The sequence below is a fragment of the Geodermatophilus sp. FMUSA9-8 genome, assembly GCF_037034165.1.
Lineage (GTDB): Bacteria > Actinomycetota > Actinomycetes > Mycobacteriales > Geodermatophilaceae > Geodermatophilus > Geodermatophilus nigrescens.
Genome location: NZ_JBAGKE010000002.1, coordinates 171,050 through 195,117, shown reverse-complemented (window position 1 = coordinate 195,117; position 24,068 = coordinate 171,050). Strand labels below are relative to the sequence as shown.

The following is a 24,068-nucleotide window of genomic DNA, read 5'->3' as shown; positions in this document are numbered from 1 at the left end:
CCGAATGTAACGAAACGGGTACTGAGAGGAACCGGTCCGACGCGCCCGTCGGCGACACTCCAGGGGTGTCCCGCACCCCTCGTCACACCCGTCCCACGAGCGCGGCCGCGGTGGTCGCGGCGGCCGCGCTGTCCCTCGCAGGATGCACGTCCGGGGACCGCGGCGACACCCCTCCGCCCGCGCCGGCCGACGCGGTCCGGCTGGCCGCGGTCGGCGACTCGATCACCCAGGCCGACGGCGACGTGCCCGCAGGCCTCCTGGGCCGCGCGTCCTGGCTGTCCACGGCGGCGACCGACGGCGTCGTGTTCGCCGGCGGCTGGGCCCGGCCCGGCGCGACGACGGCCGACATGCTGGCCGCCGTCGGGCCGGTGGACGCCGACGTGCTCGTCGTCCTCGCCGGCACCAACGACCCGGGCGCGGGCCTGACGGAGGCCGAGACGGCCGACAACGTCCGCGGCATCGTCGAGGCGGTCGGCGTCGAGCGCGTGGTGCTGTCGGCGGTGCCCCCGCGCGACGAGGCGCCGGCCGTCGCCGTCGCCACCAACGCGGCGCTCGAGGCGCTCGCGGAGGAGGAGGGCTGGACCTTCGCCGACTCCGCGGCCGGCGTCCGGTCGGGGGACCGCTTCGCCCCGGGCATGGCCACCGACGGCCTGCACCCCTCCCAGGAGGGCGCGGCGGTCATCGGGGCGGCCCTGCGGGAGGCCGTCCTGGAGACCGCGGGCGCCTGATCCCCGGACGGGTGAGCGCCCTTCGTGACCGGGCGGAGGCTCTGCGTGAACGCCTAGGCTCGGGACACATGGGCTCGGGACAGGTGGGGACGACCCGGGCGGCACTGGCCCGGGGTGAGGTGGCGCTCCTCGGCGCCACCCGGCGGGCGCTCGGGCGCACGCCGGCGGTGCCGGTGGCGCGCGGGCTGTCGCTGTTCGGTGAGCACGCGGCCGGCTGGCTGCTGCTCGGTGCCGCCGGCTGGCTGCGCGGCCGCGACCGCCGTGACTGGGCGACGGCGACGGTCGGCGTGCTGCTGGCCCACGGCGCCGCGGTCGGCGTCAAGCGGGCCGCCCGCCGCTCCCGCCCCGTGCTCGAGGCGGTGCCCTCGCTGGTGCGCACCCCCAGCACGCTGTCGTTCCCGAGCGCGCACGCCGCCTCGACCGCCGCGGCCGCCGCCGGCTTCGGCCCGCTCGTCGGGCGGCCGGTGATGACCGCCGCCCTCGGCGCCATGGCGGTCTCCCGGGTGCTGCTCGGCGTGCACTGGCCCACCGACGTCGTGGCGGGCGCCGTGCTGGGTACGGCGGTGGCCTCCGGCGTCCGTCGCGCCGCGACCCCAGGGGAGGACCGATGACCAGCGGACCCGAGGCCAGGCGGGCCGAGCGCGAGGCCGAGGTCCCGGCGCCGCGGGGCGCCACCGCCGCCGCCGACGCCGCACTGCCGCCGCCCGGCGAGCTCCCGCCCCGCCCGCCCGGCGCCCGCGGCTCGCTGGCCGTGGGCCTGGTGCGCGCCGTCCGCCCGCGGCAGTGGGTGAAGAACGTGCTCGTCCTGGCCGCGCCCGCCGCCGCCGGGCGGCTGTTCGAGCAGGACGTCGCCCGGGCCACGCTGCTCGCGCTGGTCCTCTTCTGCGCGGTGTCGGCCGGCATCTACCTGGTCAACGACGTCGTCGACGTCGAGGAGGACCGCCGGCACCCGAAGAAGCGCTTCCGGCCGATCGCCGCGGGCATCGTCCCGCGGGGCCTGGCGCTCGGGCTGGCCGTCGTCCTGTTCGCCGGGGCGCTGGTGCTCGGCTCGCTGTTCGCCCGACCGGCGCTGGGCTGGGTGCTCGGCGTCTACGTCGTGATCCAGCTCGGCTACTGCCTGTGGCTCAAGCACCAGCCGGTCATCGACCTGGCGATCGTCGCCTCCGGCTTCCTGCTGCGCACGGTCGCCGGCGGTGTCGCGGCGGGCATCGCCATCTCGCAGTGGTTCCTGCTCGTGGCCGCGTTCGGGTCGCTGTTCATGGTCGCCGGCAAGCGCTACTCGGAGCTGGTCGTCCTCGGCGAGGAGGCCGCCACCCGCAAGTCGCTGCGCGAGTACTCGGCCAGCTACCTGCGCTTCGTGTGGAGCATGTCGGCCGGGGTCACCGTCACCGTCTACAGCCTGTGGGCCTTCGAGATCGGCCGCACCCAGGACGGCATCCCCTGGTCGACCATCTCGATCGCCCCCTTCGTCCTCGGTCTGCTGCGGCACGCGGTGGACCTCGACCGCGGCGCCGCCGGCGCGCCGGAGGAGGTCGTCCTGAACGACAAGGTCCTGCTGCTCATCGGCACGGTGTGGGTGGCCACCCTCGGCCTGGGGGTGTTCCTGTGACCGCCACGCTGCCCGCCCGCGAGCAGCAGCTGACCGGCTGGGGGCGCACCGCGCCCACCCGGGCCAGCGTCACCAGCGTCCGCTCGGTCGACGACGTCGCGGCGGTGGTCGGCGGCTCCGGCCCGCGCGGCGTGCTCGCCCGCGGCCTGGCCCGCAGCTACGGCGACGCCGCGCAGAACGCCGGCGGCGCCGTGCTCGACCTCACCGGCCTCGACCGCGTGCTCGCCGCCGACCTGGTCACCGGCGAGCTCGACGTCGAGGCCGGCGCCTCCCTCGACCGGCTCATGCAGCTGTTCGTGCCGCTGGGCTGGTTCGTGCCGGTCACCGCCGGCACCCGCTACGTGACCGTGGGCGGGGCGATCGCCGCCGACATCCACGGCAAGAACCACCACCGCGTCGGCAGCTTCGGCGCGCACGTGGCCTGGCTGGACCTGGTCACCGCCGACGGGCAGGAGCGCCGGGTCGGCCCCGACACCGACCCCGACCTGTTCTGGGCCACCGTCGGCGGCATGGGCCTGACCGGCGTCATCGTGCGGGCCCGCGTGCGGATGAAGCCGATCGAGACCTCGCGGGTCGTCGTCGACACCGACCGCACGCCCGACCTGGACTCCCTGCTCGACCTGCTCACCACCACCGACCACCACTACGACTACTCGGTGGCCTGGATCGACTGCGTGGCCCGCGGCCGCCGGATGGGCCGCTCGGTGCTCACCCGCGGCCGGTTCGCCCGCCGCGACGAGCTGCCGGCGCGGGCGCAGCGCGACCCGCTGCGCTACCGCGGCGACGTGCTGCTCTCCGTGCCGCCGGTCGTCCCCGGCGGCCTGCTGAACCGGTTCACCGTCTCGGCGTTCAACGAGCTCTGGTACCGCAAGGCCCCGCAGCGCAAGCGGGACCAGCTGCAGACCATCCCCACCTTCTTCCACCCGCTCGACGGCGTGGGGGAGTGGAACCGCGTCTACGGCCCGGGCGGGTTCGTGCAGTACCAGTTCCTCGTGCCGTTCGGGCAGGAGGACGCCCTGCGCACCGCCCTCGAGCGGATCTCCGGCTCGGGCACCGCGTCCTTCCTCGCCGTCCTCAAGCGGTTCGGCGAGGGCGACCCCGGGTTCCTGTCCTTCCCGGCGCCCGGCTGGACGCTCGCGCTCGACATCCCGGTCGTCCCCGGCCTCGCCCGGCTGCTCGACGACCTCGACGAGCTGGTGGTCGCCGCCGGCGGCCGGATCTACCTGGCCAAGGACGCGCGCGTCCGCCCGGAGGTCTTCGCCGGCATGTACCCCGACCTCGACCGCTTCCGCGCCGTCCGCGCGCGGGTCGACCCCGACGGGGTCTTCACATCCGACCTCGCCCGGAGGCTGTCCCTGTGATCGACGCGCTCGGTTCCGTCGGCTCCCTGCTGCTGGTGGGCGGGACGTCGGACATCGCCGTGGCCACCGCCCGCCGCTACCTGCAGGAGCGGCCGCTGCGGGTGGTGCTCGCCGCCCGCGACACCCCGCGGCGGGCCGCCGTCGCCGAGGAGCTCACCGGCCTCGGCGCCACCGTCGAGGTGCTCACGTTCGACGCCGAGCACCTCGACGACCCGGCCGGCCTGGTGGCCGCCGCGGCCGCGGGCGGGGACGTCGACGTCGCCGTCGTCGCGGTCGGCCAGCTCGGCGACCAGGAGGCGCTGGCCGACGACCCGGTCGCCGCCGCCCGCCTGGCCCGGGTCAACTACGAGGCACCGGTCGCCATCGGCACCGCGCTGGCCGCGCACATGCGGCGGCAGGGACACGGCGTGATCGTCGCGCTGTCCTCGGTCGCGGGGGAGCGGGCCCGGCGCTCGAACTACGTCTACGGCTCGACCAAGGCCGGCATGGACGCGTTCTTCTCCGGACTCGGCGACGCGCTGCACGGCAGCGGCGTCTCGGTGCTCGTCGTCCGGCCCGGCTTCGTCCGCTCGAAGATGACCGAGGGGCTGCCCGAGGCCCCGCTGGCCACCACGCCCGAGGCCGTGGCCGAGGCGATCGTCGACGGCGTGCGCTCCGGGCGGCACACCGTCTGGGTGCCCGGCGCCTTCCGCGTGGTGATGAGCGGCCTGCGCCACCTGCCGCGCCCGCTCTTCCGCCGCCTGTCCATCTGAGGCGGGGACGACCGAGGGCCCCTCTCCCACGCGGGAGAGGGGCCCTCGGTCGTCGCTGCGCCTAGTTGATGCAGGTGGTGTCGGCGGCGGTGCGGGGCACCTCGGTGGGCGCCGCGGCCGTCGGCGCCGGCGGCGTCGTGGCCTGGCCGATCCCGTTGAAGTCGGTGCCCAGGACCAGCTGCACGGTGCCGGTGGAGGCGTCGTCGCTGGCCTCGGTGGTGGCGCCGGGGATCTGCGCGGCCAGGGTGGTGGCCAGCGCCTCGTCGCCCGCGGCGTACCGGATCACCGTCTGGTCGTAGTCGCTGGAGTCGGCGTTGCCGGTCGAGGCGACGACGAAGCCGGCGGTCTCCAGCGAGGCGGCGGCCTCGGCGGCCAGCCCGGGGGTGCCCGAGCCGTTGTAGACCTGCACCGACACCTGCGCCGGCGCGACGGTGACCGGCGCGGCCGGGGCCTCGGACGCGGGCGCCTCGGGCTCGGCGGACAGGTCGGCGAAGAACTCGTGCAGCGTGTCCTCGTCGGCCAGCTGCAGGATCGAGCGGCCCTGCTCGTCGCGGTCGTCGCCGACGATCGGCACGGTCTGGAACTCGATGCTGCCGGGGGTGACGGCCTGCATCTGCTGGGCCAGGTCGAGCAGCACCAGGTCGCGGTCGATGGTCAGCGACTCCGACGCCGCCTGCACGAGCTCGCGCTGCTTGCCGAGGTCGAGCAGCACGTCCTCCGACAGCATCTTGCGCAGCACGCCGCCGATGAAGACCTGCTGGCGCACGATGCGGTCGAGGTCGCCACGGGGCAGGCCGTGCCGCTGGCGGACGAACTCCAGCGCGTCCGCGCCGGCGATGACCTGCTCGCCGGCCGGGAAGACCGCGCCGGAGTACTCGGAGTCGTCGACGGCCTCGCAGAGGTTGACGGTCACGCCGCCGACCACGCTGGTCAGGTTGAAGAAGCCGAGCAGGTCGACCTCGGCGTAGTGGTCGATCTGCAGGCCGGTGAGCTGGCTGATGGTCTGCACGAGCAGCTGCGCGCCGCCGGCCTGGCGGTCGGCCTCGGGCGCGGCGTCGTCGACCTCGCTGTAGCCGTAGGCGTAGGCGGCGTTGAGCTTGTCCATGCCGTAGCCCGGGATCTCCACGTAGGAGTCGCGCGGGAAGGAGACGAACGAGGCGCTGGACCCGTCGGCCGGGATGTGCACCAGGATCATCGTGTCGGTGTTGATGCCGGAGTCGGTGCCGGCGGTGAGCTCGGCGAGCTGCTCGGGCGTCAGGTCGGCGCGGCTGTCGTTGCCGACCAGCAGCAGGTTCATCGCCTCGGGCGCGTCCCCGGCCTGGGTGTTGCCGGCGCTGGGGATGGCGTCGGTGCGGTTGACCGTCGCCTCGGCCACGCGGCCGAGGTACCAGCCCCAGCCGCTCGCGCCGAGCAGGACGACGGACAGGACGGCGGCGACCCCGCGGGCGACGGCGGCGGCGCGGCCGTTGCGGCGGCGCGCCGGGCGCGGGGCGTCGGTGTCGCGCTCGTCCCGTCCGGCGCGGGGGGCGGCGTCCGCGGCGTCCCGGGTGCGGGGGCGGGACGGGCGGCCTGCGCGCGGGTCGAGGCGCGCCGGGAGCGGCCGGCCCGGGGACGCGTCCTGCTCGTTGCGGTCTCGGCTCACGCGACCGAGGTTAGGTGCGGCCGGTGCGGCCGGGCGGCGAGCGACACGGGGGAACGCTCCGTCTCGCCGTCGCCCGCGCCCGTCTGGCACCGGCCGCCCGTCTGGTCGCGCGCGACCTCATCCGCCACGGACGTCACACACGGGGAGGATGCCCCCGCTGTCGCCCGACTGGAGGATGTCGCCCATGCGCGTGCTCGTCACCGGCGGAGCCGGGTTCATCGGCTCCCACTACGTCCGGACCATGCTCACCGGCGGCTACGCCGGCTACGAGGACGCCGAGGTCACCGTCTTCGACAAGCTGACCTACGCGGGCAACCCGGCGAACCTGGCGCCGGTGGCCGACTCGCCGCGCTACCGGTTCGTGCAGGGCGACATCTGCCGCGCCGCCGACCTCGACGCCGCGCTGCCCGGCCACGACGTCGTCGTGAACTTCGCGGCGGAGTCGCACGTCGACCGGTCGATCAGCGGTGGCGCGGCGGACTTCGTCCTGACCAACGTGCTCGGCGCCCAGGAGGTCTTCGCGGCGGCACTGCGGCACGGCGTCCGCCGGGTCGTGCACGTGTCCACCGACGAGGTCTACGGCTCCATCGACGAGGGGTCCTGGACCGAGGAGTCGCTCCTCGAGCCCAACTCGCCGTACTCGGCGGCCAAGGCCGGCGGCGACCTCATCGCCCGCGCCTACGCCCGCACCTACGGCCTGGACGTCTCGGTCACCCGCTGCAGCAACAACTACGGGCCCTACCACTTCCCCGAGAAGGTCATCCCGCTGTTCGTCACCAACCTGCTCGACGGGCGGAAGGTGCCGCTGTACGGCGAGGGCGCCAACGTGCGCGACTGGCTGTTCGTCGACGACCACTGCCGCGGCATCCAGCTCGTCCTGGAGGAGGGGCGGCCCGGCGAGTACTACAACATCGGGGGCGGGCGGGAGCTGTCCAACCGGGAGCTGACCGAGAAGCTGCTCGAGGCCACCGGGCGCGACTGGAGCTACGTCGACCACATCGTCGACCCGCGCGGCGGCGGCCACGACCTGCGCTACTCGGTCGACTACTCGAAGACGGCGGCGCTCGGCTACGCCCCGCGGATGTCGTTCGAGGAGGGGCTGGCCCTGACCGTGCAGTGGTACCGCGACAACCGCGCGTGGTGGGAGCCGCTCAAGGCCGCGGCCTGGCGGGCCGGGGCGTGAGCGCGCCGACCGCCTGGCTGGTCACCGGCGCGCAGGGGCAGCTGGGCCGGGAGCTGACCGCGCTCCTGTCCGGCCGGCCCGGTGACGAGCTGACCGCCCTCGGCCGTGACCGCCTGGATCTCACCGACGAGGACGGCGTCCGGGCCACCGTGCGCGGCTGGCTCGCCGGCGCCCGCGCAGCCGGCCGCCGTCCGGTGCTGCTCAACGCCGCCGCCTACACCGCCGTCGACGCGGCCGAGACCGACGAGGACACCGCGCTCGTCGTCAACGGGCACGCGCCGGGCTGGCTCGCACAGGAGGTGGCCGGCGCCGGGCGGCTGGTGCACCTGTCCACCGACTACGTCTTCGGCGGCGACGCCACCGAGCCCTACCCGGTCGACGCGCCGGTCGCCCCGCGGTCGGCCTACGGGCGCACCAAGGCGGCGGGGGAGCGGGCGGTCGCCGCGGCCGGCGGCGACGCCACCGTCGTGCGCACCGCCTGGGTCTACAGCCGGCACTCGGCGAGCTTCGTGCGGACGATGGCCGGCCGCGCCGAGGCCGGCGCGGAGGTGTCGGTCGTCGACGACCAGGTCGGCTCGCCCACCTGGGCGGCCGGCCTCGCCGCGGGCCTGGTGGCGCTGGGGGAGCGGGCGGAGCCGGCCCCGCCGGTGCTGCACCGCACCGACGCGGGCGCGGTCAGCTGGTTCGGCCTGGCCCGCGCGGTCTACGAGGAGCTCGGGGCGGACCCGGGACTGGTGGCACCGACGACGACCGCCGCCTTCCCGCGCCCCGCGCCCCGGCCGGCGTGGTCGGTGCTCGACGGCGGCGCCTGGCTGGCCGCCGGGCTGCCGGAGCCGCTGCCGTGGCGGGAGGCGCTGCACCGGGCGCTGGCGGTGCCCGCCGGGGTCTGAGGGCGCCGGCCGTCGTCCGCTCCCGCCGGGAGGGGTGGGTCCACTGTGACCGATGGTGACGGGACGGTCCCGTCCCGTCACCGGTTCGGGCGCGTCGCCTCAAGGTCGGACGGCGCCGTGCCGATGCTCGTGGCGGACAGATGCGCCCTCGTCCGGGCGTGTGGCCGCCACGACCCCCCGGAGGTCCTCCCTCGTGCGCCGCCTACTCGCGGGAACCGCAGCCTTCGTCGCCATGACCGGCACCCTCCTGGTGCTGCCCGTCTACGCCGACCCGGGACCCGAGGCGGTGCCGGTCGAGACGACGGCCGAGGAGGTGCCGCTCGGCTCGGTCGAGGAGCCCGCGGCCGACGCCGAGGTGCAGGAGGGGACCACCGAGCCGGTGGCCGGCGTGCCCGACACCGCGCCGGCGCTCACGGTGACCCGCACCGACGTCGACGAGTTCTCCCTCGTCGGCGTCACCTGGGCCGCCGACCCCGCGGTCACCGACGTCCGGGCGCAGGTGCGGGTGCAGGACGCCGCGGGCGCCTGGGGCGAGTGGACCGAGATCGGCCCCGAGGACGCGAGCGCCGACACCGCGTCGCCGGCGGCCGCCACCGCGCGGGCCGGCACCTCGCCGCTGTGGACCGGCCCGAGCACCGGCGTCGAGGTGGAACTGGTCACCCGCTCCGGCGCCGCGCCCACCGACGTCCAGCTCGACCTCATCGACCCGGGTGACAGCGCCGCCGACACCGCGCTCGGCGCCCCGGAGATCCAGGACACCGCGGACGCGGCGCTGGCCATGCCCGACGTCTACTCGCGCGCGCAGTGGGGGGCCGACGAGACCATCCGCCGCTGGGACCCGTCCTACGCCTCGACGATCAAGGCCGCGACGCTGCACCACACGGCCGACACGAACAACTACACGGCCGCCCAGGTGCCGGACATGATGCGGTCGATCTACCGGTACCACACGGTCAGCCTGGGCTGGGGCGACATCGGCTACAACGTCATCGTCGACAAGTTCGGCCGGCTCTGGGAGGGCCGCTACGGCGGCCTGGCGAGCACCGTCGTCGGCGCGCACGCGGGCGGGTTCAACACCTCGACCTTCGGCGTCTCGATGCTCGGCAACTACGACGCCGTCGACACCACGCAGCCCATGGTCGACGCAGTGGCGGCGATCATCGCCTGGAAGTTCTCCCTCTACAACGTCAACCCCAGCGGGACGACGACGCTGACCTCCTCGGGCGGCGGGACCTCCCGCTACGCCGCGGGCCAGTCGGTCACCCTGCCGACGATCTTCGGCCACCGCGACGTCGGCAGCACCGCCTGCCCCGGCCGCTACGGCTACGCCAAGCTCGGGGAGATCCGCAGCAAGGTCGCCACCCAGATCGGCAACGCGCTGCCCCTCGTCGCCCAGCGCTACGAGTCCGACGCCGCGGCCCGCTCGCTGCTGGGCGCGGTGACCACCGCCCCCACCCGCACCCCGAACGGCCTCGGCGCCTACGCGCACTACGCGAACGGCTCGATCTACGCCACGGCCGCCACCGGCGCACGCATCCTGCGCGGTCCGATCCGCGACAAGTGGGCCTCCCTCGGCTGGGAGAACGGCAGCCTCGGCTACCCGACCACCGACACGACCGCCACGCCCGACGGCCGCGGCCTGTACCAGCACTTCCAGAACGGCTCGATCTACTGGTCGCAGGCCACCGGCGCGCGGACCGTCGGCGGCGCCGTCCGCGACCGCTGGGCCGCCCTCGGCTGGGAGAACGGCAGCCTCGGCTACCCGGTCTCGGACTGGACGACGACGCCCAACGGCCGTGCCCAGTACGTGCACTTCCAGAAGGGGTCGGTGTACTGGTCGCAGGCCACCGGCGCCCGCGTGCTGTCCGGCCCGGTCTTCGAGGGCTGGGCGCGCACCGGCTTCGAGAACAGCCCGCTCGGCATGCCGACCACCGACGTGACGGCCACCCCCGACGGCGCCGGCCGCTTCGCGCACTTCCAGAACGGCTCGGTGTACTGGTCGCAGGCCAGCGGCGCGCACACCGTCGGCGGGCCGATCCGCGACCGCTGGGCGGCCGCGGGCTGGGAGGCCGGCCCGATGGGATACCCCGTCTCGGACTGGACGACGACGCCGAACGGCGCCGCGCAGTACGTGCACTTCCAGAAGGGCTCGGTGTACTGGTCGCAGGCCGGCGGCGCGCGCTGGCTGACCGGCGGGGTTTACGCCGCCTGGGCGGCCAGCGGCTGGGAGACCAGCCCACTCGGCATGCCGGTCACCGACACGGCCACCACCCCCGACGGCGGCGCCGCCTACGCGCACTTCCAGCGCGGCTCGGTCTACGCGACCGCCGAGCACGGCACCTCGGTGCTGAGCACCGACGTCGCCGCCGCCTGGGGGCGCACCGGCTGGGAGAACGGCCCGCTGGGCTACCCGACCGCGCCGCCGGCCGGCACCGCGGCCGCGCAGCCGGCCGGCGTGACCCTGCAGCGCTTCGAGGGCGGCGTCGTCTACGCGACCCCCGCCACCGGCGCGCACGCGGTCTCCACCGCCTTCGGCGCGGCGGTCGACGCGGCCGGCGGTGCCCAGGTGCTCGGCTACCCGACCACCGACGTCGGCACGACGCCCGACGGGCGCGGCAGCTACCAGCACTTCCAGAACGGCTCGGTGTACGCCACCGCGGCCACCGGCGCCCGCGTCGTCCGCGGCGCTGTCTACGACCTGTGGGCCCGCACCGGCTGGGAGAACGGCGTCCTCGGCTACCCGACCGTCTCGACGGCGGCGACCCCGGACGGGCAGGGCCTCTACGCCCACTTCCAGGGCGGCTCGGTCTACTGGACCCGGCCCACCGGCGCGCACCTGCTGCGCGGCGACGTCTACACCGCCTGGGCGGCCCAGGGCTGGGAGCAGGGGGCGCTGCGCTACCCGACCACCGACGTCACCACGACGCCGGACCGCAAGGGCAGCTACGCCTACTTCCAGGGCGGCGCCGTCTACAGCAGCGCCGTGGGCGGCACCCGCGTGCTGCGCGGGGCGGTGCTGGACGCCTGGGCCCGCACGGGCTGGGAGCAGGGTCGCCTCGGCTGGCCCACCTCGGACACCGTCGCCCAGCCCGGCGGCGGCACCCGCACCTCGTTCGAGCACGGGACGATCACCGTCTCCGCCTCCGGCGCGGCGACCGTGACCGTCCGCTGACCCGCTCGCCGTCCCCCAAACCGCCGACGACCGCCCCGGCCGGGGCGCGGAGGAGAACCGTCATGACCCGTTCCACCACCACCCGCCGGACGCTCGCGGCGGTCGCCCTCGCCGCCGTGTGCGCGCTGCCCGCCTGCTCCTCGGCGGAGGGCACCGACGAGGCCGGCGCGTCGTCCCCGGCGACGAGCGCCGCCTCCGACAGCCCGGCCGCGCCGGACGAGACCGCTGAGGGGACCGACGCGCCCGTCGTCGACGAGGCCGGCGAGCCCGTGGCCACGGACCCGCCGCGCCCGGAGGCCACCGACGTCGTCCTCTCCAACGCCTACTGGGACCCGGCCGAGGCGGCGCTGTTCGCCTCCGGCTACGTCAGCCCCGTCATCGAGGACGGCGGCACCTGCACCATCGAGGTCTCCCGCGACGGCAACACCGTCCGGGCGACCACCGACGGCCTGGCCGACGCCAGCACGACCGTCTGCGGCGGCCTGGCGCTGCCCGGCGACGAGCTGCGCCCGGGGACTTGGTCGGTCGTCCTGCGCTACGAGTCGGGAACCGCCTCCGGTGAGTCGGAGCCGCTCGAGGTCGAGGTGCCCGAGTGACCCGCGCCCGCCGCGTCCTCGTCACCCTCCTCACCGCGGTCTGCGGCGCGGCCGTCCTGGCCGGCGTCCTCACCGCCTCCTCCGCGCCGCGGCTGGAGGAGGCCGCGGACATGAGCCAGTTCCGCGCGGGCAACATCATCAGCGACCAGCTGTTCTTCGACGGCAACGCGATGTCGGCCGCCGACGTGCAGACGTTCCTCAACTCCATGAACCCGCGCTGCGTGCCCGGCAGCGACGGGTCGCCGTGTCTCAAGGACTACCGGGTCGACACGCAGACCAAGCCGGCCGACGCCCGCTGCGCGGGCACCTACGTGGGCGCGCCCCAGGAGACCGCGGCCACCGTGATCGCCAAGGTCGGCCAGGCCTGCGGCATCAGCCAGCGCGTGCTGCTCGTCATCCTGCAGAAGGAGCAGGGCCTGGTCACCGGTTCGGGCAGCGGGCTCTACGCCAGGCGCTACCGCGAGGCCATGGGCTTCGCCTGCCCGGACACCGGGACCTGCAACCCGGCGTACAACGGCTTCTTCAACCAGGTGTACAGCGCCGCCGCGCAATACCGGAACTACGCGAACAACCCCACGAAGTACGGGCACCGGGCAGGCGTGGTCAACCAGGTCCGCTACGACGTCGAGACCGACTGCGGGAGCTCCGCGGTCTTCATCGAGAACCAGGCCACCGCGGGGCTGTACAACTACACGCCCTACCAGCCCAACGCCGCCGCGCTGGCGGCCGGCAAGGGCACCGGCGACCGCTGCTCGGCGTACGGCAACCGCAACTTCTGGATCTACTACACCGACTGGTTCGGCTCCACGCAGATCCCCGGTGCGAGCCAGGTGACCGGCCGCTACGCGCAGACCGGCGGGGAGACCGGCCCGCTCGGGGCCATCCGCGCCAACGTCGTCTGCGGCCTGCGGGCCGGCGGCTGCATGCAGAGCTATGCCAACGGCGCGATCTACTGGGCGCCCATGACCGGCGCGCGGATCGTCTGGTACGGCGCGGTCCGCGACAAGTGGTCCACCTACACGTGGGAGGCCGGCCCGCTCGGCTACCCGACCGGTGACGGCATGTGCGGCCTGGCCGGTGGCGGCTGCTTCCAGGCGTTCGAGGGCGGCTCGCTGTACTGGTCGCCGGACAGCGGCGCCCACTTCCTCACCGGCGCCGTCCGCGACAAGTGGGGCACCAGGTTCTACGAGGGCGGGCCGCTCGGCTACCCGATGACCGACCAGGTCACCACCCCGAACGGCGCCGCGCAGTACGTGCACTTCCAGGGCGGCTCGATCTACTGGTCGGCGGCCACCGGGGCGCGGGTCCTCTCCGGCGCCGTCTACGACCGGTGGGCGGCCAGCGGCTGGGAGACCAGCCCGCTCGGCCTGCCGATCTCCGACGTCGCGACCACGCCCGACGGCGAGGGCAGCTTCGCGCACTTCCGCTCCGGCTCCATCTACGCGACGGCCGGGACCGGCGCGCGCGTGATCGCCGGCGAGGTCTACGCCAAGTGGGCGGCGACCGGCTGGGAGAACGGCCCGCTCGGCTACCCGGTCACCGACCAGGCCACGACCCCGAACGGCGCCGCCCAGTACGTGCACTTCCAGGAGGGCTCGATCTACTGGTCGGCCGCCACCGGTGCCCGCCGGCTCGCCGGCGACGTGCTCGACGCCTGGGCCGCCACCGGCTGGGAGACCGGCACCCTGCGGCTGCCCACCAGCGACGTGGGCACCACCCCGGACGGGAAGGCGCGGTACGCGCACTTCCAGGGCGGCTCGGTCTACGTCACCGCCACCGGGGCGAAGGTCCTGCCGACGGCGGTCGTGGGCGCGTGGGGCCGCAGCGGCTGGGAGGGCGGCCCGCTCGGCTACCCGACCGGCGCGGCGACCACCGCCGGCGGCGTGACGACGCAGCAGTTCGAGGGCGGCCGGGTGTACGCCGGGGAGAGCGGCGGGAACGCCGTCCTCACCGCGATGGTCGCCGCCTACGAGGGGGCCGGCGGCCCCGCCGGCGCGCTGGGCCTGCCCACCTCGGGCACCGGGCGCACCCCGGACGGGAAGGCCACCTACCAGCACTTCCAGGGCGGGTCGGTCTACGTCACCGCCACCGGCCCCAAGGTGCTGCCGACGGCGGTCGTCGCGGTGTGGGCGCGCAGCGGCTGGGAGGGCGGCTCGCTCGGCTACCCGACCGGGGCGGCCCAGACGGCCGGCGGCGTGACGTCGCAGGCGTTCGAGCGCGGCACCGTCTACGTCTCCGGCGGGCGCGGGTTCTCCGTGCAGGCCGCGCTGGCGGGCGCCTACCAGGCGGCCGGCGGCCCGGCCGGGACGCTCGGCGCGCCGGTCTCCGACACCGGGCGGACCCCGGACGGGAAGGCCACCTACCAGCACTTCGAGGGCGGCTCGATCTACTCGACCGCCACCGGCGGTGCGCGGGTCCTGCCGACGGCGTTCCGCGACGCCTGGGCGCTGAGCGGCTTCGAGCGCGGCCCGCTGGGCTACCCGGTCGCCGACGTCCGGACGACGCCGGACGGCCTGGGGGAGTACCAGCACTTCGAGGCCGGGTCGGTCTACCGGACGCGGGCCACCGGCGCCCACTTCCTGTACGGCACGGTGCTCGAGGCCTGGGCCCGCGGCGGCTGGGAGACCGGCGTCCTCCGCTTCCCCACGACCGACGTCACCGTCACCCCCGACGGGCAGGGCCGCTACGCCTACTTCCAGGGCGGCGCGGTCTACAGCAGCCCGGCGGGTGGGACGCGCGTCGTCCGCGGCGCCGTGCTCGACGCCTGGGGGGCCACCGGCTGGGAGCAGGGCCGCCTCGGTTACCCGACCGGCGACGCGCAGGCCGTGGCCGGCGGCACCCGGCAGACCTTCCAGAACGGCACGATCACGGTGAACGGCGCGACGGGTGAGGCGACTGTGCAACCCCGTTGAGATGTGACGGACGGGTCGCCCCGGGGCAGCACTGCGCTCCCCGGGGCGATCTGCGTCCACAGGTAGCGTGGTCGCCATGACTGCGACGGCCGCCCCCGGCGTGCGCAGCTGGCGCAGGGCCGTCGACGACCTGTCGGACGGGTGGCGGCAGCGCCAACTGTGGGGCCACCTCGGCTGGCAGGACATCCGCCAGCGCTACCGCCGATCCGTCCTCGGACCGGTGTGGATCACGATCAGCATGGCGGTCACCGCCATCGCGCTGGGCATCCTGTACTCGGGCCTGTTCGACATCGAGCTGGCCCGGCTCCTCCCGCACGTCCTCGTGGGCTTCGTCGTCTGGAACTTCATCAGCGGCTGCATCAACGAGGGCTCCGAGGTCTTCATCGCCAACGAGGGCCTCATCAAGCACCTGCCCTCGCCGCTGTCGGTGCACGTGTACCGGCTGGTGTGGCGGCAGATCCTGTTCTTCGCGCACAACCTGCTCGTCTACGTCGTGATGCTGGTGGTCTTCCCCCAGCCGCTGAAGTGGACGGTCGTCTACGCGATCCCGGCCTTCGTCCTGCTGGCGCTCAACGGCGCCTGGGTGGCCCTGGCGGTCGGCACGATCACGGCCCGCTTCCGCGACATCCTGCCGATCACGCAGAGCATCGTGCAGCTCGCGTTCTTCCTGACGCCGATCGTCTGGATCTACGACGAGCTCGTGAACAGCCCCAACCCGGCGATCGCCGAGCGGGCGCGGCTGGCGGAGTTCAACCCGTTCCTGCACTTCGTGGAGATCATCCGCCGACCGCTCCTGGGCCAGGACCAGGTCTGGCGGCACTGGATCGTCGTCCTCGTCATCACCGTGGTCGGCTGGGCGCTGACGATGCTCGTCCTGCGCCGCTACCGGTCCCGCGTCTCCTACTGGGTGTGAGCGTGTCAGAGAGCCCGAACAGTCCGATCGGCATCGTCACCAAGGACGCGTGCGTCGACTTCCCGATCTTCGACGCCAAGAGCCGGTCGCTGAAGAAGACCGTCGTCGGCCTGGTCGGCGGCAACGTCGACAGCAGCCGCAAGGTGCCGGTCATCGAGGCGCTGCGCGACATCACCGTCTCCCTCGAGCACGGCGCCCGGGTCGGCCTCGTCGGCCACAACGGCGCCGGCAAGTCCACGCTGCTGCGGCTGCTGTCGGGCATCTACGAGCCCACCCGCGGCATCGCCGAGGTGCGCGGCCGCGTGGCCCCGGTCTTCGACCTGGGCGTCGGCATGGACCCCGAGATCTCCGGCCTCGAGAACATCATGATCCGCGGCCTGTTCCTCGGGATGACCCGCAAGCAGATGCAGGAGCGGGTCGACGACATCGCCGAGTTCACCGAGCTCGGCGACTTCCTGCACATGCCGCTGCGCACCTACTCCACCGGCATGCGGGTGCGCCTCGCCCTGGGCGTCGTCACCAGCATCGACCCGGAGATCCTGCTGCTCGACGAGGGCATCGGCGCCGTCGACGCCGCGTTCCTCGAGAAGTCCAAGCAGCGGCTGGTGTCCCTGGTCGAGCGCTCGGGCCTGCTCGTCTTCGCCTCGCACTCCGACGAGTTCCTCCGCGAGCTGTGCGACACCGCCATCTGGATGGAGCACGGCCGGATCAAGCAGCAGGGCACCCTCGAGGACGTGCTGCGGGCCTACAAGGGTCTCCCGGCGTGACCGCGGCCGTCCCGGCCGCCGGCGAGCGCGTCGTCGCCGTCGTCGTCACCCGGCACCGCCGCGAGCTGCTCGCCGAGAGCCTGGCGGCGCTGGCGGCGCAGAGCCGGCCGGTCGACCACGTCGTCGTCGTCGACAACGGGCCGGACGAGTCGGCCGCCGACGTCGTGGCCGCCAGCGGCCTGCCCGCCACCCACCTGCCCAGCGAGCGCAACCTCGGCGGGGCCGGCGGCTTCGCCTACGGGATGCTGCACGCCCTCGCCCTGGGCGCGGACTGGGTCTGGTGCGCCGACGACGACGGCCGCCCCGCCGACGGCACCGTGCTCGCCACCCTGCTCGACGCCGCGCGGCGGCACGGGCTGGCCGAGGTCAGCCCGCTGGTCACCGACATGGCCGACCCCGACCGGCTGGCCTTCCCGCTGCGCCGCGGGCTGCGCTGGCGGCGGCACCGCAGCGACTTCGCGGGCCTGGACCTGCTGCCGAGCTACGCCTCGCTGTTCAACGGGGCGCTGTTCCGGGCCGAGGCGCTCGACGTCGTCGGCGTGCCCGACTACCGGCTGTTCTTCCGCGGCGACGAGACCGAGATCCACCGCCGGCTGCTGCGCGCCGGGCTGCCGTTCGGCACCTGCACGCAGGCGGCCTACCTGCACCCCGAGGGGACGACGGAGTTCGCGCCGATCCTCGGCGGGCGGCTGTCGGCCCAGTACCCGGCCAACGAGGTCAAGCGGTTCTTCACCTACCGCAACCGCGGCTACCTCATGGCCCAGCCCGGGATGCGCTGGCTGCGGCCGCTGGAGACGGTCCGCTTCGGCTGGTTCTTCCTCGTCTCCCGCCGCGACCCGGCCGGCTGGCAGGAGTGGCGCCGGCTCACCCGGGCCGGCCGCCAGGAGCGGCTGACCCGCCCCGCGTAGCCCCCGGCGCCACCGCACGCCTGGGCCACCGCACGCCGGGGCCACCGCACGCCGGGGCCACCGCACGGACGAAGGGCCCCGACCGGATCTCCGGTCGGGGCCCTTCGTCGTCGTGCCGGGGACTACACCCGCTCGTAGCCCCACTGCTCGAAGGCGCTGCTCCAGCTGTCCATGGAGGTCAGGTCGCCCGCGGCCTCCTGGTAGCGGCGCTGCAGCTCCGGGAACTCCGCCGACATCCGGCGCAGGTACCGCGCCGACGTCGCCGCCAGCCGGCGGAACGTGGCCGGGTCGCGACGGCGGAAGGTGACGCCGCGGCCGTCGGCGGTGCCCACGGTGGCGCTGTCGAGCCGGGAGAGCAGGAACCAGCGGGCGTCCTGGAACGCCAGGTTCAGCTGCGGGGTCTCCAGGTTGGCCTCGTCCACCGGCCGGGCGTTGTGCACCAGGCCCTTGACCAGGGTCTTCGCGATCGACACCGGCGACACCGGGATCTTGCGGAAGCGCACCGCCTTCGCCGTCGGCATGGACGGCAGCGGCAGGTCGGCCGAGGAGGGCAGCACCTGGCCGTCGGAGTGCGTCGCGCGCACCTCGCGGGCCCGGACCACCGACTGCGGCATGCCGGCGAACAGCCCCTCCGGCCCGGCGAGGAAGTCGCGGTAGGCCAGGTGGTGCAGCTCGACCGTCGAGTACTGCAGGTTGATCAGGAACCGCAGGTCGGCCTTGAGCATCTCGCGGAACAGCTTGCCGCCGTGCTTGTGCGGCGAGTGCAGCGCCGCGGCGACCAGCCGGTTGCGGATGTGGAAGTACGCCTGCCAGTCGCTGGCGTCGTCCTTGTCACCCCAGGAGAGGTGCCAGATGGCGGTGCCGGGCAGCGACGCCGTCGGGAAGCCGGCGGCGAACGCGCGCAGGCCGTACTCGGCGTCGTCCCACTTGATGAACACCGGCAGCGGCATGCCGATCTGCTCGGTGACGGCGCGGGGGATCAGGCACATCCACCAGCCGTTGTAGTCGACGTCGATGCGCCGGTGCAGGTCCGGCGACTCGCGCAGCGACTCCTTGCCGAAGTCGTGGTGGTACTCGGTGTTCGGCGCGTTGGTCCAGAAGAACGTCTCGCGGTCGACGATCTCGCCCATGCTGTGCAGGATCGAGCGGTTCTGCAGGGCCAGCATCTGACCGCCGACGAGCATCGGGCTCTTCGCGTAGGCGGCGAAGGCGCGGGCCCGCAGCAGGCTGTCGGGCTCGATCATGATGTCGTCGTCGAGCAGCACGACGTGCGTGGCGTCGCTGCGGGTGAAGGCCTCGTGCATGGTGCGCGCGAAGCCGCCGCTGCCGCCGAGGTTGGGCTGCTCGACCACGCGCAGCCGGTCGCCCAGGGCCGCCTTGACCTCGGCGTAGCCGGCGGCGTCCTTGACGTGGTTGTTGCCCTGGTCGGCGATGGTGACCAGCGCGAGCCGGTCGAGCACCGCGGCGTCCTCGACCAGCGCGCGGGCGGCGGCCAGGGCGTCGACCGGGCGGTTGTAGGTGCAGATGCCGACGGCCAGCCGCGGCTCCTCGGCCGGCGCCTGCGGGGCGTACCAGCCGGCCTCGCGGACGACGGTGTCGGAGTCGGCGGTGACGTCGAACCAGTACCAGCCGCCGTCGATGAACGGTGCCAGGTCGAGCTCGAACTCGAGCGTCCGCTCGTCGTCGCCCTCGTGGGAGACGCCGGTGACGTGCATCGACTCGCCGTCGGCCTTGGAGCGGTGGACGTCGATGCGGCAGCTGCCGGCGACGGTCACCCGCAGCACGATCGAGCCGAGCACGCTCCAGCGCCGCCAGTAGCTGGCCGGGAAGGCGTTGAAGTAGGTGGCGAAGGAGACCTCGGAGCCGGCGGTGATCGTGCCGGAGTGGCGGCCGTCCTGCCGCACGCGGACCGGCGCGTTCTCCTCGTCGAGGTAGAGGCTGCGGACCTTCAGCGGGTCGGCCGGCCGCGGCATGAGGACGCGCTGGACGAGCGTGACGGCCTTGTCCGGCGTGAGGTCGGTCTCGGCCGGCTCGCTCACGGCGTCGGGCTTGACCGGCGCGTCGGCGACCTGGGGTGCGGTGGTCGTCATGGGGGAGTAGTCCTCTGTGTCGACGTCGGAGCGGTCAGTCGTCGAGGCGGCCGTCGAGCGAGCCGCCCTCGTCGAAGAACGGCCGGATGCGGTTGTCGAACATGCTCAGCGCCGAACCGATCGCCATGTGCATGTCCAGGTACTTGTAGGTGCCCAGCCGGCCGCCGAAGAGCACACGCTTCTCCGCGGCCTCCTGCTTGGCCAGCTCCCGGTAGCGCTCCAGCTTGGCGCGGTCCTCGGGGGTGTTGATCGGGTAGTACGGCTCGTCGCCGGACTCGGCGAAGCGCGAGTACTCGCGGACGACGACCGTCTTGTCCTCGGGGTAGGACCGCTCGGGGTGGAAGTGCCGGAACTCGTGGATCCGGGTGAAGGGCACGTCCTCGTCGGCGTAGTTCATGACCGAGGTGCCCTGGAAGTCACCGATCGGCAGGACCTCGGTCTCGAAGTCCAGCGTGCGCCAGCCGAGCTCGCCGGCCTCGTAGTCGAAGTACTTGTCGATCGGGCCGGTGAAGACCGTCGGCACGTCGGCCGGCAGCTCGTCGCGGACGTCGAAGTAGTCCGTGGAGAGGCGGACCTCGATGTTCGGGTGGTCGGCCATCTTCTGCAGCCACGCCGTGTAGCCGTCCTTGGGGAGGCCCTCGTACGTGTCGTTGAAGTACCGGTTGTCGAACGTGTACCGCACCGGCAGGCGGGCGATGACGGCGGCGGGCAGCTCGGTCGGGTCGGTCTGCCACTGCTTCTTCGTGTACCCGCGGATGAACGCCTCGTAGAGGGGGCGCCCGATCAGCGAGATCGCCTTCTCCTCGAGGTTCTTCGCCTCGGCGGTGTCGATCTCGCCGGCCTGCTCGGCCACGAGGGCCCGGGCCTCGCCGGGGGAGAAGCTCTTGCCGAAGTACTGGCAGATGGTGGCCAGGTTCATCGGCAGCGAGTACGTCTGCCCCTGGTAGATCGAGTACACCTTGTGCTGGTAGCCGGTGAACTCGGTGAACTGGTTGACGTACTGCCAGACCCGCTCGTTGGACGTGTGGAAGAGGTGGGCGCCGTACCGGTGGATCTCGATGCCGGTCTCGGGCTCGGGCTCGGAGTAGGCGTTGCCACCGATGTGGTCACGTCGGTCGAGGACGAGCACGCGCTTGTCCAGCTGGCTGGCCACCCGTTCGGCAACGGTCAGTCCGAAGAAGCCGGAGCCGACGACGACGAGGTCAGGTCTCGCTGAGGTCACGGGGACCGACGGTACCCGGGAGGTCGCCCGCAGCCACGTCGACGGATGTGGTGTCGGGGGCGTCGGTTACGGATGTGACGAACCCGTCCGGTCTGCGTGACGGTCAGGGCGCCACGAGGGAGAACGAACCCGAGCCGCGCCACGCGGAGGTCACCGGCCAGTCGCCGTCGGGGCGGCCGCCCTCGTACACCAGCGCCCGGTCCGGCTCGGCCGCCGGCGGCCGGTCGAGGTTGGCGAAGTTCAGCCGCAGCAGCAGCCGCATCACCGTGCCGGCCTCCTCCTGCCGCTGGTCGATCTGCGGCAGCAGCGTCCCGCGGTCGGAGAACGGGTCGACGATGTCGCACCGGCAGGCGTAGGCGAGCGTGCCGATCTCACCGGGGCTGCGGACGACGTCGTCGCCCACCTCGGCGCGCAGGTCCTCGCCGATCGCCAGGTACTGCTCGGCGGTGGCCCAGTTGGTGGTGATCGGCGTCATCTCCCACGGCACGCCGCGCTGCAGGGCGAAGGCGGCGTCGACCAGGAGCAGCGCGGCCGCCACGGCCGCGGCCAGCAGCGCCACGGGCCGGCGCCGCACGGGGGCGGGGGACCCGTCGGCCGCGGGGGCGGGCCGGCGCCCGGCGGCCGCGGCGCCGAGGAAGGCCGCGGTGACGGTCAGCGCGCCGACCGAGGGCGCGTAGTACCAGTGGAACGGCGGCGGGGCGAGCAGCGAGTAGGCCACGGCGTGCAGCACCCCGGCGGCGCCGAGCGCCACGACCGGGCCGAGGCCCGCCCAGCGGGCCCGGCGCCGCACGAAGGGCCAGACGACGAGCGCCAGCAGGCCGGCCAGCGCCGGGATCGCGGCGAGGACCGTCGCCGCCGGGTAGCGCTCCAGGTAGAGCTGCCAGCCGTTGGCGAAGTCCCACGGCCCCCACGCGCCGGTGGACACCGTCTTGATGACCAGCGTGTCGGGCACCAGCGCGCCCAGGGCCACCCAGCTGAAGACGTACCAGGGCGCGGCCACCAGCAGCGCCGTGCCGAGGACGACGTGCGTGCGGCGCAGCAGCCCCGGGGTGGCCAGCAGCAGCACGAGCGGGACGACGGCGAGGTCGACGCGGGTGAGCACCAGCAGGGCGGCCAGCGCGCCGAACAGGACCGGCCGCCGCTCGGCCGCGGCCACCGTCGCCCAGACCGCCAGCGTGAGCGCCAGCGTCATCTCCATGCCCACGATCGCGAGGAACAGCGGGGACAGCAGCAGCAGCGCCGTCGCCGCGACCGCCGCGCCGCGGGAGAGGTCCAGCCGCCGCGCCAGCCGGGCCAGGCCCAGCGCCTGCAGCGCGGTCAGCACGACGAACACCACGCCGAGGCCCCACACCGGGTCGCGGACCACGAACGCGGCCAGCCCGAGGACCAGCACGTTGAGCGGGGAAGTGGCGCTGTTCGCCGTCCGGAACGGGGTCAGCCCCCAGTGGAACTCCTCGGCGAGGTTCCGCGCGTAGGACAGCGTGATGTAGGCGTCGTCGATGAGGCTGGCGCGCACCAGCAGGAAGCACAGTGCCGCGACGACGGCGGCCCCGCCGGCCAGCAGCAGGTCCGCCCGCTCCGTTCGACGGGGGCGGGGGGAGGGTGGGGACACCGGCGACGACGGGCTCACCTGGGACGTCTGCACGGGACCTGCTCCTCGGGCGGGAGCCGACCGGTCCGTCCCGGTGGCCGCCGCCGCTGCCTCGGGGGTCGGACCCCTCGACAGTAGGCGACCGGGCGGCCGGGCCGCGCCGGTCAGGGCACCCGCTTCAGGTAGATGGTGGCCGGTCCGGTGGCGGGGGAGTCGGTGGGCCAGGTGTACGCGCCCTCCGGCACGGCGCCCTGCGTCCAGCGCAGCCGCCACTCGGGCGTCAGCGGCCGGTCGCCGCGGTCGAGGCGGGCGAAGTTGGCGTCGAGCAGCGCGCGCATCAGCGGGCCGGCCTGCTCGGTGCGCTCCTCGACGAGCCCGACGGCGATGCCCCGGTCGGAGAAGTAGTCGACCATCTCGCAGCCGCACGCGTAGGCCAGCGTGCCGATCTCCCCGGGCGCCTCCACGGTCTCGTCGCCCACGATCGCGGCGACCTCCGCGCCGATCTCCCGGTACTCCTCGGGCAGGGCCCACGCGCCGAAGTAGACGGGGCGGTCCCACGGCACCGGGCGGTCGCCGGAGGTGACGGCCAGCAGGGCGACAGCCAGCGCGGCCAGGCCCAGGGGGACGGCGTGGCGGACGGCGCGCACCCGCGGCGCGGGCAGGAACAGCGCCGCGCCGAGGACCCCGGCGGTGGCCAGCGCGACCGTCGTCGGCACGTAGTACCACTGGTACGGCGGCACCTGGAGCAGCGAGTACGCCGCGTACCAGGCGAGTCCGCCCACCACGAGCCCGGCCAGCGGGCCGGCGAGCCCCGGGTGCCGGCGGCGCACCCGCGGCACGGCCAGGGCGACCGCGACGGCGATGCCCGCGAGCGCCGGGACGAACGCGAGCGACAGCTGCAGCACGCCCCGGTCGAGCCAGAGGGTGAAGGGGCCGTTGGCGAAGGTGAAGTCGCCGAACGAGCGCTGCAGGGTCTTGATGACGAAGGTGTCGGGGATCGCCGAGCCCAGGACCGTCCAGCTGAACGCGAACCAGGGCAGCACCACGGCGGTCGCCAGGACCGGCGCGCGCCAGCCGCGGACGGCCGGGGTGAGCAGGAACACCCCGGCGACGATCACGCCGAGGTCGAGCCGGGTGAGCACCAGCACGCCGGCGACCAGCCCGAACGCGACGGGACGCCCGGCCACCGCCGCCCAGGTCAGCCCGGCGAGCAGGGCGGCGATCGGCAGCACCTCGAGGCCGATCGCGGAGTTGACGAACGGGTTGGCGAGCACCACGGCCAGCAGCGCCACCGACCACGCCCCCGAGCGGCCCAGGCGGCGTGCCGTGGCGGCGGTGGCGCCGGTGAGCAGCGCGCACCAGGCGACGGTGGCGATCCCCAGGCCCAGCACCGGCCGCACGTCGCCGGTGACCAGCGACACCAGCCAGGTGACCGCCGCCAGCGACAGCACGTTGAACGGCGAGGTGGCGCTGTTGGCCGTCTCGGTGGGGATCAGGCCCCAGTGCAGGTCGGCCGCCACGTTCCGGACGTAGGAGAGGGTGATGTAGGTGTCGTCGATCAGGGCGCGGGAGACCACCAGGAGGAACAGGCCGCCGGCCACCGCCCCGACCGCGGCCCAGCCGAGCACCGGCCGCCGGTCCCGCCGGCCCGCAGGGGGTGCGGCGGACGCGTCCCCGGTGCGCTCGTGCTCGGTCGGCGGCGCGCTGCTGGCCACGCTGGTCCCCTCGGTCG

The 24,068-nt window shown here is 74.4% G+C and carries 18 protein-coding genes; 13 read left to right on the top strand and 5 right to left on the bottom strand.

Translation table 11 applies throughout. The features are described from left to right. Positions 1-65: 65 nt before the first annotated feature. From WA616_RS05165 to WA616_RS05145, 5 genes are all read left to right on the top strand, one after another. Positions 66-728: an SGNH/GDSL hydrolase family protein gene (locus WA616_RS05165; protein WP_336027909.1), complete on the top strand. Its 663-nt coding sequence runs from the start codon at positions 66-68 to the stop codon at positions 726-728. A 68-nt stretch (positions 729-796) separates the two neighbouring features. Continuing rightward, a complete protein-coding gene (locus WA616_RS05160; RefSeq protein ID WP_336027907.1) occupies positions 797-1,339 on the top strand; it encodes a phosphatase PAP2 family protein in 543 nt (180 codons plus the stop codon). Further along, positions 1,336-2,337, top strand: coding sequence for a decaprenyl-phosphate phosphoribosyltransferase (locus WA616_RS05155; RefSeq protein WP_336027904.1), 1,002 nt, complete (start codon positions 1,336-1,338; stop codon positions 2,335-2,337). The genes WA616_RS05160 and WA616_RS05155 overlap by 4 nt, the downstream gene beginning before the upstream one ends. Beyond that, a complete protein-coding gene (locus WA616_RS05150; protein WP_336027902.1) occupies positions 2,334-3,698 on the top strand; it encodes an FAD-binding oxidoreductase in 1,365 nt (454 codons plus the stop codon). Before WA616_RS05155 ends, WA616_RS05150 begins: the two co-directional genes overlap by 4 nt. Further along, positions 3,695-4,450, top strand: coding sequence for a decaprenylphospho-beta-D-erythro-pentofuranosid-2-ulose 2-reductase (locus WA616_RS05145; RefSeq protein WP_336027900.1), 756 nt, complete (start codon positions 3,695-3,697; stop codon positions 4,448-4,450). The genes WA616_RS05150 and WA616_RS05145 overlap by 4 nt, the downstream gene beginning before the upstream one ends. 61 nt (positions 4,451-4,511) lie before the next feature. On the opposite strand, the gene WA616_RS05140 is transcribed toward WA616_RS05145, so the two are convergent. After that, positions 4,512-6,092: an LCP family protein gene (locus WA616_RS05140; RefSeq protein ID WP_336027898.1), complete on the bottom strand. Its 1,581-nt coding sequence runs from the start codon at positions 6,090-6,092 to the stop codon at positions 4,512-4,514. Between the two features lie 184 nt (positions 6,093-6,276). Between WA616_RS05140 and rfbB the strand changes: the two genes are divergently transcribed. From rfbB to glfT1, 8 genes are all read left to right on the top strand, one after another. After that, a complete protein-coding gene (gene rfbB / locus WA616_RS05135) occupies positions 6,277-7,275 on the top strand; it encodes a dTDP-glucose 4,6-dehydratase (RefSeq protein ID WP_336027895.1) in 999 nt (332 codons plus the stop codon). Next, positions 7,272-8,165, top strand: coding sequence for a dTDP-4-dehydrorhamnose reductase (gene rfbD, locus WA616_RS05130; RefSeq protein WP_336027893.1), 894 nt, complete (start codon positions 7,272-7,274; stop codon positions 8,163-8,165). The genes rfbB and rfbD overlap by 4 nt, the downstream gene beginning before the upstream one ends. 232 nt (positions 8,166-8,397) lie before the next feature. After that, positions 8,398-11,337 (top strand): N-acetylmuramoyl-L-alanine amidase, encoded by a 2,940-nt coding sequence (locus WA616_RS05125; RefSeq protein ID WP_336027891.1) that lies wholly within the window; start codon positions 8,398-8,400, stop codon positions 11,335-11,337. 62 nt (positions 11,338-11,399) lie between these two features. Further along, positions 11,400-11,933, top strand: coding sequence for a hypothetical protein (locus WA616_RS05120; RefSeq protein ID WP_336027890.1), 534 nt, complete (start codon positions 11,400-11,402; stop codon positions 11,931-11,933). Next, positions 11,930-14,845, top strand: a complete 2,916-nt coding sequence (locus WA616_RS05115; protein ID WP_336027888.1) for a hypothetical protein — start codon at positions 11,930-11,932, stop codon at positions 14,843-14,845. Before WA616_RS05120 ends, WA616_RS05115 begins: the two co-directional genes overlap by 4 nt. 76 nt (positions 14,846-14,921) lie before the next feature. Beyond that, entirely contained in the window at positions 14,922-15,758 is an 837-nt protein-coding gene (gene wzm, locus WA616_RS05110; protein ID WP_073421972.1) for a galactan export ABC transporter permease subunit Wzm/RfbD, read from the top strand. 2 nt (positions 15,759-15,760) lie between these two features. Then, positions 15,761-16,525 carry a galactan export ABC transporter ATP-binding subunit Wzt/RfbE gene (gene wzt / locus WA616_RS05105; protein ID WP_245794688.1) on the top strand — a complete coding sequence of 255 codons (765 nt, stop codon included), beginning with the start codon at positions 15,761-15,763 and terminating at the stop codon, positions 16,523-16,525. Next, a complete protein-coding gene (glfT1, locus tag WA616_RS05100) occupies positions 16,522-17,433 on the top strand; it encodes a galactofuranosyltransferase GlfT1 (RefSeq protein WP_336027883.1) in 912 nt (303 codons plus the stop codon). The genes wzt and glfT1 overlap by 4 nt, the downstream gene beginning before the upstream one ends. A 122-nt stretch (positions 17,434-17,555) precedes the next feature. On the opposite strand, the gene WA616_RS05095 is transcribed toward glfT1, so the two are convergent. From WA616_RS05095 to WA616_RS05080, 4 genes are all read right to left on the bottom strand, one after another. Continuing rightward, positions 17,556-19,523: a glycosyltransferase gene (locus WA616_RS05095; RefSeq protein ID WP_336027880.1), complete on the bottom strand. Its 1,968-nt coding sequence runs from the start codon at positions 19,521-19,523 to the stop codon at positions 17,556-17,558. A 34-nt stretch (positions 19,524-19,557) separates the two neighbouring features. Next, positions 19,558-20,745: a UDP-galactopyranose mutase gene (glf, locus tag WA616_RS05090; protein WP_139253018.1), complete on the bottom strand. Its 1,188-nt coding sequence runs from the start codon at positions 20,743-20,745 to the stop codon at positions 19,558-19,560. Between the two features lie 103 nt (positions 20,746-20,848). Further along, positions 20,849-22,390 carry a hypothetical protein gene (locus WA616_RS05085; RefSeq protein ID WP_336027878.1) on the bottom strand — a complete coding sequence of 514 codons (1,542 nt, stop codon included), beginning with the start codon at positions 22,388-22,390 and terminating at the stop codon, positions 20,849-20,851. Between the two features lie 110 nt (positions 22,391-22,500). Further along, complete coding sequence (locus WA616_RS05080; protein WP_336027876.1) at positions 22,501-24,051, bottom strand: hypothetical protein; 1,551 nt, start codon at positions 24,049-24,051, stop codon at positions 22,501-22,503. Positions 24,052-24,068 lie beyond the last annotated feature (17 nt).

What these genes read in the sequence shown, in the direction of transcription:
- WA616_RS05160 (WP_336027907.1), top strand. Translation starts at nt 797, where the DNA reads ATGGGCTCGGGACAGGTGGGGACGACCCGGGCGGCACTGGCCCGGGGT.
- WA616_RS05155 (WP_336027904.1), top strand. Translation starts at nt 1,336, where the DNA reads ATGACCAGCGGACCCGAGGCCAGGCGGGCCGAGCGCGAGGCCGAGGTC.
- rfbB (WP_336027895.1), top strand. Translation starts at nt 6,277, where the DNA reads ATGCGCGTGCTCGTCACCGGCGGAGCCGGGTTCATCGGCTCCCACTAC.
- WA616_RS05125 (WP_336027891.1), top strand. Translation starts at nt 8,398, where the DNA reads ATGACCGGCACCCTCCTGGTGCTGCCCGTCTACGCCGACCCGGGACCC.
- WA616_RS05120 (WP_336027890.1), top strand. Translation starts at nt 11,400, where the DNA reads ATGACCCGTTCCACCACCACCCGCCGGACGCTCGCGGCGGTCGCCCTC.
- wzm (WP_073421972.1), top strand. Translation starts at nt 14,922, where the DNA reads ATGACTGCGACGGCCGCCCCCGGCGTGCGCAGCTGGCGCAGGGCCGTC.
- WA616_RS05095 (WP_336027880.1), bottom strand. Translation starts at nt 19,523, where the DNA reads ATGACGACCACCGCACCCCAGGTCGCCGACGCGCCGGTCAAGCCCGAC.